14 protein-coding genes and 1 pseudogene are annotated in these 14,554 nt (G+C 48.9%); 7 read left to right on the top strand and 8 right to left on the bottom strand.

Annotated elements, in window-relative coordinates:
- Positions 1-24 precede the first annotated feature (24 nt).
- Positions 25-1,362, bottom strand: a complete 1,338-nt coding sequence (locus tag AC0IWZ_RS21075; RefSeq protein ID WP_034499824.1) for an NCS2 family permease — start codon at positions 1,360-1,362, stop codon at positions 25-27.
- Between the two features lie 180 nt (positions 1,363-1,542).
- On the opposite strand from AC0IWZ_RS21075, the gene yieH reads away from it, so the two are divergent.
- Positions 1,543-2,208, top strand: a complete 666-nt coding sequence (gene yieH / locus AC0IWZ_RS21080) for a 6-phosphogluconate phosphatase (RefSeq protein WP_471678537.1) — start codon at positions 1,543-1,545, stop codon at positions 2,206-2,208.
- 39 nt (positions 2,209-2,247) lie between these two features.
- Here yieH and AC0IWZ_RS21085 read toward each other — a convergent pair whose 3' ends face one another.
- Complete coding sequence (locus AC0IWZ_RS21085; protein ID WP_172896048.1) at positions 2,248-3,282, bottom strand: LacI family DNA-binding transcriptional regulator; 1,035 nt, start codon at positions 3,280-3,282, stop codon at positions 2,248-2,250.
- 236 nt (positions 3,283-3,518) lie between these two features.
- Between AC0IWZ_RS21085 and AC0IWZ_RS21090 the strand changes: the two genes are divergently transcribed.
- The 5 genes from AC0IWZ_RS21090 to AC0IWZ_RS21110 all read left to right on the top strand — a co-directional run bounded on the left by AC0IWZ_RS21090 (position 3,519) and on the right by AC0IWZ_RS21110 (position 7,442).
- Positions 3,519-3,962 (top strand): PTS sugar transporter subunit IIA, encoded by a 444-nt coding sequence (locus AC0IWZ_RS21090; protein WP_034499830.1) that lies wholly within the window; start codon positions 3,519-3,521, stop codon positions 3,960-3,962.
- 160 nt (positions 3,963-4,122) lie between these two features.
- Complete coding sequence (locus AC0IWZ_RS21095; RefSeq protein WP_034499832.1) at positions 4,123-4,410, top strand: PTS sugar transporter subunit IIB; 288 nt, start codon at positions 4,123-4,125, stop codon at positions 4,408-4,410.
- Between the two features lie 12 nt (positions 4,411-4,422).
- Positions 4,423-5,679: a PTS ascorbate transporter subunit IIC gene (locus tag AC0IWZ_RS21100; protein ID WP_034499835.1), complete on the top strand. Its 1,257-nt coding sequence runs from the start codon at positions 4,423-4,425 to the stop codon at positions 5,677-5,679.
- A 175-nt stretch (positions 5,680-5,854) separates the two neighbouring features.
- The gene (locus tag AC0IWZ_RS21105) at positions 5,855-6,883 is read left to right on the top strand and encodes a hypothetical protein (protein WP_471680521.1); all 1,029 of its coding nucleotides are present in this window, start codon (positions 5,855-5,857) and stop codon (positions 6,881-6,883) included.
- A 139-nt stretch (positions 6,884-7,022) separates the two neighbouring features.
- Positions 7,023-7,442: a hypothetical protein gene (locus AC0IWZ_RS21110; protein WP_471680522.1), complete on the top strand. Its 420-nt coding sequence runs from the start codon at positions 7,023-7,025 to the stop codon at positions 7,440-7,442.
- A gap of 47 nt (positions 7,443-7,489) precedes the next feature.
- Here AC0IWZ_RS21110 and phoU read toward each other — a convergent pair whose 3' ends face one another.
- The 6 genes and pseudogenes from phoU to rluF form a co-directional block, all read right to left on the bottom strand.
- Entirely contained in the window at positions 7,490-8,215 is a 726-nt protein-coding gene (gene phoU, locus AC0IWZ_RS21115; RefSeq protein WP_034499841.1) for a phosphate signaling complex protein PhoU, read from the bottom strand.
- A gap of 14 nt (positions 8,216-8,229) precedes the next feature.
- Positions 8,230-9,003 (bottom strand): phosphate ABC transporter ATP-binding protein PstB, encoded by a 774-nt coding sequence (gene pstB, locus AC0IWZ_RS21120; RefSeq protein ID WP_034499921.1) that lies wholly within the window; start codon positions 9,001-9,003, stop codon positions 8,230-8,232.
- 47 nt (positions 9,004-9,050) lie between these two features.
- Complete coding sequence (gene pstA, locus AC0IWZ_RS21125) at positions 9,051-9,941, bottom strand: phosphate ABC transporter permease PstA (RefSeq protein WP_034499844.1); 891 nt, start codon at positions 9,939-9,941, stop codon at positions 9,051-9,053.
- A complete protein-coding gene (gene pstC, locus AC0IWZ_RS21130; protein ID WP_034499846.1) occupies positions 9,938-10,900 on the bottom strand; it encodes a phosphate ABC transporter permease PstC in 963 nt (320 codons plus the stop codon). Before pstC ends, pstA begins: the two co-directional genes overlap by 4 nt.
- 122 nt (positions 10,901-11,022) lie before the next feature.
- Positions 11,023-12,063 carry a phosphate ABC transporter substrate-binding protein PstS gene (gene pstS / locus AC0IWZ_RS21135; protein WP_034499849.1) on the bottom strand — a complete coding sequence of 347 codons (1,041 nt, stop codon included), beginning with the start codon at positions 12,061-12,063 and terminating at the stop codon, positions 11,023-11,025.
- Between the two features lie 143 nt (positions 12,064-12,206).
- Positions 12,207-12,929: pseudogene (rluF, locus tag AC0IWZ_RS21140) on the bottom strand (23S rRNA pseudouridine(2604) synthase RluF); the annotation flags it as partial.
- Between the two features lie 319 nt (positions 12,930-13,248).
- On the opposite strand from rluF, the gene AC0IWZ_RS21145 reads away from it, so the two are divergent.
- Positions 13,249-14,520, top strand: a complete 1,272-nt coding sequence (locus AC0IWZ_RS21145) for an MFS transporter (protein ID WP_471678534.1) — start codon at positions 13,249-13,251, stop codon at positions 14,518-14,520.
- Positions 14,521-14,554: the final 34 nt, after the last annotated feature.

Raw genomic sequence — 14,554 nt, forward strand, 5'->3', positions numbered from 1 at the left:
CGAAGCGTTATCCGGCACAATCTATTAGTGTGCGTCGATAAACACGATTTTAAGCACAAACATCAGCGCCACGACAATCACGCATGGGCTGATTTCACGCCAGCGACCGGTGCCGAGTTTCATCACGCAATATGAGATGAAGCCCAGTGCGATACCTTCGGTGATGGAGAAGCTAAATGGCATCATGACCGCGGTAATAAACGCCGGAACCGCTTCTGTCAGGTCATCCCACTTCACGCGCGACAGGCTGGATGTCATCAGCACGCCAACGTAAATCAGAGCGCCTGCTGCCGCATATGCCGGAACCATGCCCGCCAATGGTGACAGGAAGATAACCAACAAGAACAACAAGCCCACGATCACCGCCGTCAGGCCAGTACGCCCGCCAACAGACACGCCAGAAGAACTCTCGATATAGGCGGTAACAGAAGATGTTCCGATAAACGCGCCCGCAACAGAGGAGACGCTATCAACGTACAGCGCCTGCTTCATGCGTGGGAATTTCCCTTTTTCGTCGGCAAGGCCTGCTTTATCCGTTACGCCAATCAGCGTGCCAGAGGAGTCAAACAGGTTAACCAGCATAAAGGAGAAGATAACCCCTGCCAGGCCAATATTCAGAGAACCCGCTAAATCTACCTGGCCGACAACGGACAGCACGCTTGGTGGCGCAGAAACGATACCGTGGTATTGCACATCGCCCATCATCCAGCCCAACAATGTGGTCACCACGATGGATACAAGTACAGCAGCGTGGATGTTACGCGAAGCCAGAATAGCGATGATAAAGAAGCCCAGCGCACCCAGCAGAACGCTGTGCGAAGTCAGGTTGCCGATGGTCACTAACGTATCTTTGTTAGCCACGATAATCCCGGCGTTTTTCAGGCCCATCATTCCGATGAACAGCCCGATACCGCTGGTGATACCGACACGCAAACTCACTGGAATATTGGCAATCATCCAGTAACGCACGCGGAAAATAGTCAGCAACAGTAAACCGACTGCACCCCAGAAAATGGCGCCCATTCCGACTTGCCAGGAAATCCCCATCGCGCCAACCACCACAAAGGCGAAGAACGCATTCAGGCCCATGGCCGGAGCCAGTGCAACTGGCAGGTTGGCGAAAATACCCATCAGGATGCTACCTAATGCGGCAATCAAACAGGTGGTGACGAAAACGGCCTGGGTATCCATACCAGCGGCGCCAAGGATCTGCGGGTTGACGAAAACGATATACACCATCGTCAGGAAGGTCGTGAGACCGGCGATCACTTCAGTGCGGGCCGTGGTGCCGTGTTCGCGCAGTTTAAACACGCGCTCGAGCAGCCCCGGATTTGCGGCCGGAGTAGATTGTGGTTGGCTCATTAGTCTTAATTCCGAACATTGAGAGGGAAAATCCGTCGCTATCCTATACCAAAAATTACAAAACATGGTGGCCCGGCGCAGTTTTTTTTCATTGAATTTTCTTATACGGCAACGATTGCGTGCCGCAAAAATTGCGCAAATTGGGTAAGATGCATGTTCATCTTAATAAATGGAGGCAGTATGTCCCGGATAGATGCGGTGTTCTTCGACTGCGATGGCACGCTGGTTGATAGTGAGGTTATTTGCTCCAAAGCCTACGTGCATATGTTTGCGCAATACGGCATCGAGCTTGCGCTTGAGGAGGTTCACAAGACCTTCAAAGGGATAAAACTCTACGAGATAATCGACACGATCAATGCCCAACATGGAGTGAATTTGCCAAAAGAGGAACTGGAGCCGATTTATCGCGCCGAAGTTTCGCGTCTGTTCGACAGCGAGCTGGTGGAGATTGAAGGTGCCGCAACGTTAGTCGATCAAATCAAGGTGCCGATGTGTATTGTCTCCAATGGCCCGGTCAGCAAGATGAATCATTCGCTGGGCAAAACCGGAATGCTCCACCATTTCCCGGACAAACTGTTTAGCGGCTACGATATTCAGCTGTGGAAACCAGACCCGGCACTGATGTTCCACGCCGCCGATGCCATGGGTGTTGATGTTAAAAACTGTGTGCTGGTGGATGATTCGATGGCGGGTGCGCAATCAGGAATAGCCGCAGGCATGGAAGTTTTCTATTTTTGTGCCGACCCGCATAACAAGCCGATTGATCATCCGAAAGTGACGACGTTTACCGATTTAGCGCAGTTGCCGGAATTATGGCGTGCGCGAGGTTGGAATATTACGGTTTAACGAAAATGGCGGATGGCACAAGCTTATCCGCCGAATGACTCAGGTACTTTGGCGTAACTCTATCTGATAGCTGAAAAGCTCGACCCGCGATTCATCTAACTCATCATCACGCTCATCATTGAGCAATTCAATCAGCAGTTTACCCGCTTCTTTGCCCATCTTTTTATAATCGATGCGAATAGAGGTCAGTGTTGGGTGCGTTTGATCGCAACTGTCTGAACCATCGAGGCAGGCGATGGCAATATTACCTGGGATTTTTAGCAGACGACGCTGACACTCAAACATTATCCCTAACGCAATGTCTTCATGGCTGCAAATCACCGCATCGAGTTCCGGCTGACGCTGGAGTATTTCAGTCAATGCGTAGCGGCCAAACTGTAGGCTGGCGGCATCGGGCGTGGTAATAACCTGATCGGAATTCTGGTAGCGACTGAGCATGGCTTTATGCCAGCCATTAAGCTGCTGGCGCTGCAGACGGTTATCCATGTGCGCACCAATAAAACCAATATTCTTATATCCCTGATCCAACAGGTGTTCCGTCAGTTTATGCGCCGCCTCAAAAAATGACGCTTCGAGGGAAATTGACGCCTGGCTAAACGGGGAACCCACCACATTAATCGTTGGAACATTCGCCTTTTCGAGAGTTTGATACGTTTTTTCAGCCAGTTGCGAGCCAAAGATAACCAACGCGGCAGGATTGCTTTGCAGCAACGTCATCAATATTTCAGCTTCTTTATTTTTGTTATGTTCATGGCAGCCAAGTAGCAGCTGAAATTCGTTTTTATTCAGCACCTGCTGTAGCGACTGCATAAAGCGGGAACTGGCTTTGTCGGTCAAAGAAGGAATGAGTACAGCGACGGTATCACTGTGTCCGGACGCCAGCGCGCCCGCTGTCCGATTGGGGATATAACCCAGCGCTTCCACCGCTTGTTCTATCTTCTCTCGCAGCTTATCAGAAACCTGATCAGGCGTTCTCAGCGCGCGGGAAACGGTCATGGTTCCGACGCCCGCAAAATTGGCGACTTCTTGCAGTGTGACTCGCCCGGTACCTCGGCGCTTACGCGTTTTTTCCATTAGGCCTCCCCGGGCAACTACAACTCACTGTTTTCATTATTTTTATTTCACCGTCTATCGGTCAAGCAATTGAACACGTTAGCAAAAACCCTTACGCATTGTATATGCCGGAACTGGATATAGCCAAAGTCGGAGCCGGGATAAATGATAGCGCTATCAAATGCGACAACCATCACATTAATTGATACATAAAATATCTACTCTCCTGTTAATTATCATCGGGAGTTATCAGACGCATGTTAAAAAATCTATTAACCGCAGAGGTCATTCAGGTCGTTGAGCAGGCTAAAGACTGGCGCGACGCCGTAGCTATTTCGTGTCACCCGTTGATTGAAAACGGCTCGATTGAACCACGTTATGTCGAAGCTATTTATCGCTCGCATGAAGCTATCGGCCCGTATTACGTGGTAGGTCCAGGCATTGCGATGCCACATGCGCGTCCAGAAGAGGGCGCAAATAAACTGGCGCTGGCGCTGACCCTGATTACCTCAGGCGTGAATTTTGATGCCGATGAAAACGATCCGGTAAAACTGTTGATTGTGTTGGCCGCAACCGACAGCACCAGCCACATCGAAGCGATTTCTCAACTCGCTCAGCTATTCGATAACGAACAAGACATTCAGGCCATTTTGACGGCCAAAACATCGCAAGACATTTTGTCCGTCATTGCGCGCTATTAGAGCCTGCCCAGTAGGCGTAATTGTTGCAGACCGTTTGGGATCGGACTGCGCGGAAAAACCACAGCGTACACGTAGTACGTGAGGATTTTGAGCACAGCCCAAGACCAAACGAACAAATAAAATAGCCTAATGGGATAGGCTCTTAATCCAGGGGAAAATTATGAAAATCACAGTGGTATGCGGTAACGGTTTAGGCACCAGTCTGATGATGGAAATGAGCATTAAAACCATCCTGAAAGATCTCGGCGTGAGCGCGGATGTTGACCATGTTGATCTTGGTTCAGCCAAAGGTACGCCTAGCGATATTTTTGTCGGCACCAAAGACATTGCCGAGCAATTAGTCGCACAGTCTGTCGGCGGCAAAATCGTCGCACTGGACAATATGATCGATAAGAAAGCCATGAAAGAACGTTTGTCCGTGGCATTAACCGAGTTAGGCGCACTGTAAGCAGGGGTCGATATGGATTTCTTTCGTTTTTTGATGAGCGATGTGCTTTCCGAACCGGCAGTGCTGGTTGGTTTAATCGCTTTGATTGGTTTGATTGCACAGAAAAAACCGGTCACAGAATGTATCAAAGGCACCGTCAAAACCATTATGGGTTTTGTGATTTTAGGTGCCGGTGCTGGCCTGGTCGTGTCTTCGCTGGGTGATTTCGCCAATATATTCCAGCACGCCTTTGGTATTCAGGGCGTGGTGCCGAACAACGAAGCTATTGTTTCCGTCGCACAAAAAAGCTTCGGTAAAGAGATGGCGATGATCATGTTCTTCGCCATGGTTATCAACATCTTGATTGCCCGCTTCACGCCATGGAAATTTATCTTCCTGACCGGTCATCACACGTTGTTTATGTCGATGATGGTGGCGGTGATTCTGGCAACGGCTGGCATGACTGGCGTAACGCTGATTGCTGTTGGCTCGCTGGTTGTCGGTGTGGCGATGGTCTTTTTCCCGGCCATTGCACACCCTTACATGAAGCAAGTTACCGGTTCTGACGACGTGGCAATCGGCCACTTCTCGACATTATCTTATGTGTTGGCGGGTTTCATCGGCAGCAAATTTGGTAATAAAGAACACTCGACTGAAGACATGAATGTGCCGAAAAGTCTGCTGTTCTTGCGTGATACACCGGTCGCTATCTCCTTTACCATGAGCATTATCTTCCTCGTGACGTGCCTGTTTGCGGGCGCTGACGTGGTGAAAGAGTTGAGCGGTGGTAAAAACTGGTTCATGTTCTCAATCATGCAATCCATTACCTTTGCGGCTGGCGTGTACATCATTCTGCAAGGTGTGCGCATGGTAATTGCGGAAATCGTTCCAGCGTTCAAAGGTATTTCCGACAAGTTGGTGCCGAACGCGAAGCCAGCGCTCGATTGCCCGGTCGTGTTCCCGTATGCACCTAATGCTGTACTGGTTGGCTTCCTGAGCAGCTTTGCGGCAGGTTTAATCGGTATGTTCGCGCTGTATCTGCTGAACATGACCGTGATTATCCCAGGCGTGGTGCCGCACTTCTTCGTCGGTGCAGCCGCTGGCGTATTCGGTAACGCAACCGGTGGGCGTCGTGGCGCGATTCTGGGGGCGTTTGCGCAGGGCTTGCTGATTACCTTCCTGCCAGTGTTCTTGCTGCCAGTGCTGGGCGATATCGGTTTTGCTAACACCACTTTCAGTGATGCCGACTTTGGTGCGCTGGGGATTCTGTTAGGGATTATCGTTCGCTAATCTTTGAGTTAACAAATCAGTAGTAGAAAAGGTTCACGCTAATTTGCGGTGAACCTTTTTTTATGTCATTCCACCCTGGAATATAAATTCCGCTTACCATTTTCAGACATACATGCCTTTATTGAATGGGCAATCGTTGTAATCTTTATACTTTGTATTCATAAGGATTTGAATGATGTCTGTTTATCATGTCTCCACCAGAATAAGTTCGAATGTACCTGCAAGTGAAATTCTTTATGATTTGTGTATTTATCGGATGGATTCGAAAAAAAGAAAACATTCCATTGTGGATGTAAAGCAACAAGCGCTTCTCACTAATTATGAAACACAATCTCATGCAACAGAAAACGTCAGCGAACCCATTTCAACCATTTATATTATGGAGGTAATGCTTTACCGGAAAACCATGCTTAAAACTTTATGCGTTTCACCTCAACCATTCACAAAAATGTATACGTTAGAAGAGTTCGCATCAGGTAAAGCCTGGTCATCGGTTAAGCGTGAAAACCCCTGTTATTTTCAATCGACGGGAACAACCAAATCAGTAAGTGAAGGTGATAATACTGTTGTTGTAAAAATCTCCAGACCGGAAAGACCTTTCATTGCGCAGCAATATCCAATTGGCAGCCCTCAGGATCCTTTTGAAAAAACACTTATCGAGCAGCAAATAAATAGACGACTTAATCAGGTCGATTATCCAAACCAGTTCAATGCCAGTTTATGTGGCCCTGCGGCATTTTTTTACTGCCTGCAGAAAGATCGGCCCGATGTGTATACACAAGCTGCACAGGAGTTGTGGAGAATTGGGAAAACTAAAATTGGTCAGCTTGAGATAACGCCGAGTGATGGTTGCCGTCATCCGACGGGTCATTTATATGGTGATATATCTGGCCTCGACTGGATGACACTTGCCGGGCTGAGAGACTCGGAAAATAAAGTGTTGAGTTTTGACAACCTCGATTCTCCACTGGCCGGTATAACATTATGGGGCACACTGACAGAATGGTTTGAGAAAGCAGGCTACGAAAAGGTATTCAGCAATGTCGGAATTACGCAGTCTGGAATTCAGGGGGTTAATGAATTAAATGAATATATACAGAAAGGTTATAAAGTGGTGTCACTTATTAATGACAGTTTATTACTGGGTAGTTTGTCTGAACGAACAACGTACCAACACATTGGATTGTCTGGGATGGCTTGGTGACTCATGGAAATGATGGATTTGTGCATTTAAATTTATTTTCCTGGGGAAACGTAACTAATCGAATAAAACCAGGAAAAGACATTTCCTTCTTCATTCATCGGTTTTTTGGAGGCGTGGTTTTTAAATCACTAAATTAATTATGCTAATTTTACGAATTCTTATGGTTTTAAGCCTATCCACTTTGACAGCTTGTACTTTCTTAAGTCCTGAGGCTGAATATATACCAGACAATGAAGTATTACCTGCTGCAACATTAGGAAAGCCTTATCTTTTTAAAATTAGTATATTAGGCGGGGCTGTTTTTGGTGGGGCGGAAAGAAAGGCAGGAACAGTGGAGCCTGATGATGCAGGAGTTTTTGTGCGTAATTGTAAATTACCAGACTCGGTAATTACAGCGGATACAAGAGATATCAAGGATCATAACTGTGTAGAAGTTTATGGCACCCCCTCAAAAACAGGTCTTATAAAAATAAATCTCAGTAGTGGAATGTATGGAAATATGTTCGTCCCTGGCAGTTATTTCAGTAAAGACTATACGCTGAATGTGGTCAATCCCTGAAATAGCTATAATCCAGCCCTCTCCCGAAGTGAGAGAGGGCCGATAAATCACTCTTTCGGGTCTTTACCCGCCAGCAATTTATCCAGTTCGTCGCCGCCGACATGACGGAAGTCCTGCCCTTTAACGAAGTAGAAAATAAACTCGCAGATGTTCTGGCAACGGTCGCCGATACGCTCGATAGAACGCGCACAGAACAGTGCAGTCAGCACGCTTGGAATGGTGCGCGAGTCTTCCATCATATAAGTCATCAGCTGGCGCACGATGCCTTCATATTCCTGGTCAACTTTCTTATCTTCGCGATAAATACGCACCGCTTCGTCGAGATCCATACGCGCAAACGCATCCAGTACGTCATGCAGCATTTGCACGGTGTGACGGCCTAATGACTCGAGGCTAACCAGCAGCGGCTGGTGCTGGTGGGAGAATTTCTCCAGCGCCGTGCGGCAGATTTTATCCGCGACATCACCGATACGTTCCAGCTCAGAAATCGTTTTGATGATAGCCATCACCAGGCGCAGGTCGCTGGCGGTTGGCTGGCGTTTAGCGATGATGCGCACGCAGGCTTCATCGATCGCCACTTCCATCATGTTAACTTTCTGGTCGCCTTCAATGACGCGCTTTGCCAGTTCGCCATCTTGATTGTGCATGGCAGTGATCGCATCAGAAAGCTGTTGCTCCACCAGCCCACCCATGGTCATGACCTGGGTGCGGATATATTCCAGCTCGGCGTTAAACTGGCCGGAAATGTGTTTGTTGAGATTGAGGCTATCCATTGTATTCTCCCGGATCAGCCGTAACGGCCAGTAATATAGTCTTCAGTTTGCTTTTTAGCGGGTGTGGTAAACAGCGTGTCGGTTTCGCTAAATTCAATCAACTCACCCAGGTACATAAACGCGGTGTGATCTGAACAACGCGCCGCCTGCTGCATGTTGTGAGTCACAATCACCACGGTGTAATCTTGTTTCAGCTCGGTGATAAGCTCTTCAATGCGACCGGTAGAAATAGGGTCAAGCGCTGAACATGGCTCATCAAGCAGTAACACTTCCGGGCGAATCGCGATTCCACGCGCAATGCACAGACGCTGCTGCTGGCCACCGGAGAGACTGTATCCGCTCTGGTGCAATTTATCTTTGGTTTCGTTCCACAATGCGGCTTTGGTCAAAGCCCACTGCACACGCTCATCCATGTCGCTGCGTGACAGCTTTTCAAACAGGCGCACGCCAAACGCGATGTTGTCATAAATCGACATTGGGAATGGCGTCGGCTTCTGGAATACCATGCCCACTTTGGCACGCAGCAGGGCGATGTCCTGGTTCTGAGTGAGGATGTTTTCCCCATCCAGTAGAATCTCACCTTCGGCGCGCTGCTCTGGATAGAGCGAGTACATTTTGTTGAATGTACGCAGCAGGGTGGATTTACCACAGCCTGACGGGCCGATGAACGCGGTAACCTGGTTTTTAGCGATATCCAGATTGATGTTTTTCAGGGCATGGAACTTACCGTAATAGAAGTTCAAATCACGAACCTGAATTTTGTCTGGGGTAGTATCGACCATACTCATCTGTTTCTTAATCTCCATCCGACGCCGCCTTTGCCGCGCCGCAAAATTTAACCGTGTTTACTCTTTGCAAAAATCACACGCGCCAGAATATTTAGCAGCAGTACGCAAAGGGTAATAATCAGAACGCCAGCCCAGGCTAACTGTTGCCATTCGGCAAATGGGCTCATCGCAAATTTGAATATCGTCACTGGCAAGTTAGCAATCGGCTGCATCATGTCAGTGCTCCAGAACTGGTTGGAAAGCGACGTGAACAGCAGCGGGGCGGTTTCACCCGCGATACGTGCAATCGCCAGCAATACGCCAGTAATAATCCCGGAAACAGAGGCTTTCAGCGTAATGGCAGAAATCATTTTCCATTTTGGCGTACCCAATGCGTATGCCGCTTCGCGCAGACTGTCTGGTACCAGTTTCAGCATGTTTTCAGTTGTGCGGATAACAATCGGCACCTGCAATAACGCCAGCGCAATGACCCCAGCCCAGCCGGAGAAGTGCTGCATTTTCGCGACCACAATGGTGTAAACAAACAGGCCGACAACAATAGATGGCGCAGAAAGCAGGATGTCGTTGATAAAACGAATAACCTCGGCCAGCGCTGATTTGCGGCCGTACTCCGCCAGGTAGATACCCGCCATGATGCCCAGCGGCGTACCAAAAACGGTCGCCCACAGGATCAACAAGCCGCTACCCGCGAGGGCGTTAGCCAGGCCACCACCTTCTGTATTCGGCGGTGGTGTCATTTCGGTAAACAGCGCAATCGACATACCGTCTATACCGCGAGTCACCGTAGAGAACAGGATCCACACCAACCAGAACAGGCCAAACGCCATGGTTCCCATTGAAAGTGTCAGAGCAATGCGGTTTTTAAACCGACGACGAGCCTGCATTTTGCGGCGTGATTCCGCTAACGCCGCGCGACTTTGCATTTCCATAGTCGTCATGAGCGCGCTCCTTCATTCTTCGCCAAACGCATAACCATAAACTTAGAGATAGCCAGCACGATAAAGGTGATAACAAACAGGATCAGGCCGAGTTCCATCAATGCTGCGGTATGCAGGCCGGATTCCGCTTCAGCAAATTCGTTCGCCAGTGCAGAGGTAATACTGTTGCCCGGCATATACAGCGAAGCGCTGTCGAGTTGGTAGGTGTTACCGATGATGAAAGTTACTGCCATGGTTTCACCCAGAGCACGACCCAAACCTAACATCACGCCACCAATAACACCGTTTTTGGTGAACGGCAAAACGATGCGCCAGATAACTTCCCATGTGGTGCAGCCGATACCGTAGGCCGACTCTTTCATCATCACAGGAGTTTGTTCGAATACATCGCGCATTACAGAAGCGATGTAAGGGATGATCATAATGGCGAGAATAACGCCAGCCGCAAGAATACCGATACCGAACGCCGGGCCTGAGAACAGTTCACCGACAATGGGTACAGAAGAAAGCACATTGCCAACCGGTTCCTGGAAATACTTCGCAAACAGCGGAGCAAAGATAAACAGGCCCCACATGCCGTACACGATACTTGGAATAGCCGCCAGCAGTTCAATGGCGATACCCAACGGGCGGCGCAACCAACCGGGTGCCAATTCCGTCAGGAACAGCGCGATACCGAAACTCACCGGTACTGCGATTAACAACGCAATGAACGAGGTGACTAACGTGCCGTAAATCGGCACCAGCGCACCATAAATATCGTTAGGAGCATCCCACTCTTTATTCCACAGGAACGAGAATCCAAATTTCTCGATACTTGGCCAGGAGGAGATGACCAGGGAGATGATGATCCCGCCCAGCAGAAATAGCACAATCAGCGCAGCCAGTTTTACCAGCGCGCTGAAAATGACATCACCTTGTTTGCCAGGGGCTTTGAACACCGGCTTACTCACTGCCATAACTTACTCTTTAAGTTTAAATACATTTCTTACAACATGTCGGATGTCGCTTACGCTAATCCGACCTACGAAAAGCAGTTGTAAGGCGGATAAGCATTCACGCCATCCGCCATTTTCATTAATTAATAAAGCGCCTTACCGGAGCTGTCTTTCACGTTGGTCTTCCATGCTGCACGAACTTGTTCAACCACAGCGTCTGGCAGGGCAGCGTAATCCAGGTCACTCGCCTGTTTTGCACCGTCTTTGTAAGCCCAGTCGAAGAACTTCAGCACTTCAGCGCCTTGCTCTGGGTTTTTCTGCTCTTTGTGAACCAGAATGAAGGTGGTAGACGTGATTGGCCAAGCGCTGTCACCTTTCTGATTTGTCAGATCCTGAGCGAATGATTTGCTCCAGTCTGCACCTTTTGCAGCATTTGCAAAGTTCTCTTCAGAAGGCGCTACTGGCTTACCATCAGCTGAAACCAGTTTGGTATAAGCGAGGTTGTTTTGCTTAGCGTAAGCGTATTCAACATAACCGATTGAACCTGGCAGACGCTGAACAAACGCGGCGATACCGTCGTTACCTTTACCGCCCAGACCCGTCGGCCAGTTTACCGTTGAGCCTGCACCGATTTTAGTTTTCCACTCTTCGTTCACTTTCGCCAGGTAGCTGGTGAAGACGAAGGAAGTACCGGAACCGTCAGCACGACGCACAACCGCAATATTCTGCTGTGGCAGTTTCATGCCTGGGTTGAGTTTAGCGATAGCTTCGTCATCCCATTTTTTGATTTTACCCAGGTAGATGTCACCCAGGGTTTTACCGTCGAGCACCAGCTCGCCGGATTTCACGCCTGGCAAGTTGACCGCCAGAACAACACCGCCGATGACAGTCGGGAACTGGAACAAACCTTCTTGTTGCAGCTTTTCATCAGACAATGGCGCGTCAGATGCGCCGAAATCCACGGTGTGAGCAATAATTTGTTTAACGCCACCGGAGGAGCCGATACCCTGGTAATTCACTTTGTTACCAGTTGATTTATTGTAAGTATCTGCCCATTTGGCATACACCGGCGCAGGGAAGGTTGCACCAGCGCCAGTCAGGCTTGCAGCAGCAAACGCGCCGAAAGCACTCAGGGATAAGGTCGCGGCGACAACAGTTGCGACAGTGGTACGCATAACTTTCATAATGTCTCCTGCAGAGGTGAACGTAAATCGTTGTTTAGTGGTTGCAGGATAGAAAATAGGACAGTTTGGTGACATTTAAATGTACGAATTATGACAGTTTTATGACAGGCCGCTTTGGGGCATATTTCCAGTTGTCATACTCAGGATTCTGAGTGTTCAATTCGTTTCAGTAGCTCGTCCTGTTCGTCGCGGCTCAGGTAGCGCGATTCCCCCAGCGGTAGCCCTTCCAGATGGATATTCATAATGCGGATACGTTCAAGTCGGGTCACTTCATAGCCGAAATATTTGCACATTCGGCGAATCTGGCGATTCAATCCCTGAACTAAAGTAATACGAAATATCTGGTCCGATTCTTTCGTCGCCTTACATGGTTTTGTCACCGTACCCAGTATAGGAACACCCGCGCATAAACCCGTAATAAACTCCTCAGTCACCGGCTTATTGACGCTAACCACATACTCTTTTTCGTGATTGTTGCCCGCGCGCAGAATTTTATTAACCACATCACCGTGATTGGTCAGCAAAATGAGCCCCTGCGAATCTTTATCCAGACGCCCTATCGGGGAAATACGTTGGTCGCCGTTAATAAGAGCGCTGATATTCCCTCGCACGCTCTTTTTCATCGTGGTGATGATGCCAACAGGCTTATTCAACGCGATCAACACCAGGCCGTTGTCATCTCTCGGCTCAATAAGATGGTCATTCACTTTCACCACATCGCCAGCCAAGACTTGAGCACCAAAACCGACCTGCCTGCCGTTAATAAAAACACAGCCCTGTTCGACATAGCGATCGGCTTCACGGCGAGAGCAGATACCGCTATCGCTAATGTATTTATTAATTCGTACCGGGGAATCGATGGGCATTTTGCGGCGCGTCTCATTCATATTTTGCATAATCACCATCAACTCATTACCTAAAGAAATGTGACGCACATCACATACATTACCCGTTAGGGGTAGATTACACACAAAAAATTGAGATTAATCACAAATAAAAGTGAAACACAGGTTCATTATCAACGAATAGTGTGATCTACATAACAAAAACAAGTCCAGGATGGGCCAAACCAGAATCCTCGACGTCTTCTGAAGCGCCGCTGATTTTTATCTCCTCTGAATTATTTATTTGCCTGCTGCCTTGCAGCGGTCAGGCCACTTATTGCTTGTAAAACGGGGATTCATTATGCGCAAAACAGGCCACAAGCGCTGGTTTATGCTGTCACTGGTGACATTAGGCACCATTCTTTGCTATTTAACCCGAAATACTATTTCCGCCGCAGCGCCAACATTACAGAGCGATCTGCACATTACCACCCAGCAATATTCTTACATTATTGCGACATTCTCGGCCTGCTACACCATTGCACAACCTATTGCCGGTTATCTGCTTGATACATTGGGTACAAAGGTGGGTTACACCATTTTCGGCCTCATGTGGGGCGTGTTCTGCATTGGCGCGTCATTCGCGACTGGCTGGAAAGGTCTGGCAATGTTCCGTGGCCTCGGCGGTTTTGCTGAAAGTGCGATGATACCTGCTGGTTTGAAATCAGTAACTGAATGGTTCCCGGATACTGAACGTTCGGTTGCTGTGGGCTATTTCAACGTTGGTTCCTCTATTGGCGCGGTGATTGCACCTCCGCTGGTCGCGTGGGCAATCTATATCAGGGACTGGAGACTGGCGTTTATTATGGTCGGTGTTTTCAGCGTGCTGTGGGCAGCGGGTTGGTATTTCACCTATAACCGCCCGTCAAAAACCAAATCACTGTCTCGGGAAGAGTATCTTTATATAACCGATGGGCAGCCTGAGAAACCAAAGGTTGAGAAAGTCCGCATTGGCCGCCTGCTGAAACAACGTAAGTTTTGGGGTATCGCATTACCGCGTTTCCTGGCTGAACCTGCGTGGGGGACGTTTAACGCATGGATCCCACTGTTTATGGTGCACACCTACGGCTTTAACCTCAAAGATATCGCCATGTTTGCCTGGATCCCGATGCTGTTCGCCGATTTTGGATGCATTATTGGGGGTTATTTGCCGGGTATGTTCCAGAAGATATTTGGTGTGAATATTGTTGTGTCACGCAAGCTGGTGGTCACGATGGGTGCGGCGCTTATGATCCTGCCGGGGATGGTCGGCTTGTTCGGCAGTCCAATGGTGGCGATTGCACTGTTATGCGTTGGTGGCTTCGCTCACCAGTCACTGTCTGGCGCATTGATTACACTCTCTTCTGATATGTTTGACTCCAACGAAGTTGCTACCGCTAACGGATTCACCGGCATGGCTGCGTGGACTGCCAGCACCATGTTTGCACTGGTTGTGGGTGCGCTGGCCGACACGGTTGGTTTCAGCCCGCTGTTCGCCGTGCTTTCGGTGTTTGATGTTATCGGGGCGATTGTCTTGTGGGTGTTGTTGAAATCACCTGAAGAACCAAAACTGGTGACGCAGGAAGAGAATTGATTTAGCAATAAAAAGCCCGGTTGTGCTAAGCGCA

The sequence above is a fragment of the Buttiauxella sp. AC142 genome (assembly GCF_979253435.1).

What these genes read in the sequence shown, in the direction of transcription:
- AC0IWZ_RS21105 (WP_471680521.1), top strand. Translation starts at nt 5,855, where the DNA reads ATGTCTGTTTATCATGTCTCCACCAGAATAAGTTCGAATGTACCTGCA.
- AC0IWZ_RS21090 (WP_034499830.1), top strand. Translation starts at nt 3,519, where the DNA reads ATGTTAAAAAATCTATTAACCGCAGAGGTCATTCAGGTCGTTGAGCAG.
- AC0IWZ_RS21100 (WP_034499835.1), top strand. Translation starts at nt 4,423, where the DNA reads ATGGATTTCTTTCGTTTTTTGATGAGCGATGTGCTTTCCGAACCGGCA.
- AC0IWZ_RS21110 (WP_471680522.1), top strand. Translation starts at nt 7,023, where the DNA reads ATGCTAATTTTACGAATTCTTATGGTTTTAAGCCTATCCACTTTGACA.
- AC0IWZ_RS21075 (WP_034499824.1), bottom strand. Translation starts at nt 1,362, where the DNA reads ATGAGCCAACCACAATCTACTCCGGCCGCAAATCCGGGGCTGCTCGAG.
- pstC (WP_034499846.1), bottom strand. Translation starts at nt 10,900, where the DNA reads ATGGCAGTGAGTAAGCCGGTGTTCAAAGCCCCTGGCAAACAAGGTGAT.
- yieH (WP_471678537.1), top strand. Translation starts at nt 1,543, where the DNA reads ATGTCCCGGATAGATGCGGTGTTCTTCGACTGCGATGGCACGCTGGTT.
- pstA (WP_034499844.1), bottom strand. Translation starts at nt 9,941, where the DNA reads ATGACGACTATGGAAATGCAAAGTCGCGCGGCGTTAGCGGAATCACGC.
- pstB (WP_034499921.1), bottom strand. Translation starts at nt 9,003, where the DNA reads ATGAGTATGGTCGATACTACCCCAGACAAAATTCAGGTTCGTGATTTG.
- pstS (WP_034499849.1), bottom strand. Translation starts at nt 12,063, where the DNA reads ATGAAAGTTATGCGTACCACTGTCGCAACTGTTGTCGCCGCGACCTTA.
- AC0IWZ_RS21145 (WP_471678534.1), top strand. Translation starts at nt 13,249, where the DNA reads ATGCGCAAAACAGGCCACAAGCGCTGGTTTATGCTGTCACTGGTGACA.
- AC0IWZ_RS21085 (WP_172896048.1), bottom strand. Translation starts at nt 3,282, where the DNA reads ATGGAAAAAACGCGTAAGCGCCGAGGTACCGGGCGAGTCACACTGCAA.
- AC0IWZ_RS21095 (WP_034499832.1), top strand. Translation starts at nt 4,123, where the DNA reads ATGAAAATCACAGTGGTATGCGGTAACGGTTTAGGCACCAGTCTGATG.
- phoU (WP_034499841.1), bottom strand. Translation starts at nt 8,215, where the DNA reads ATGGATAGCCTCAATCTCAACAAACACATTTCCGGCCAGTTTAACGCC.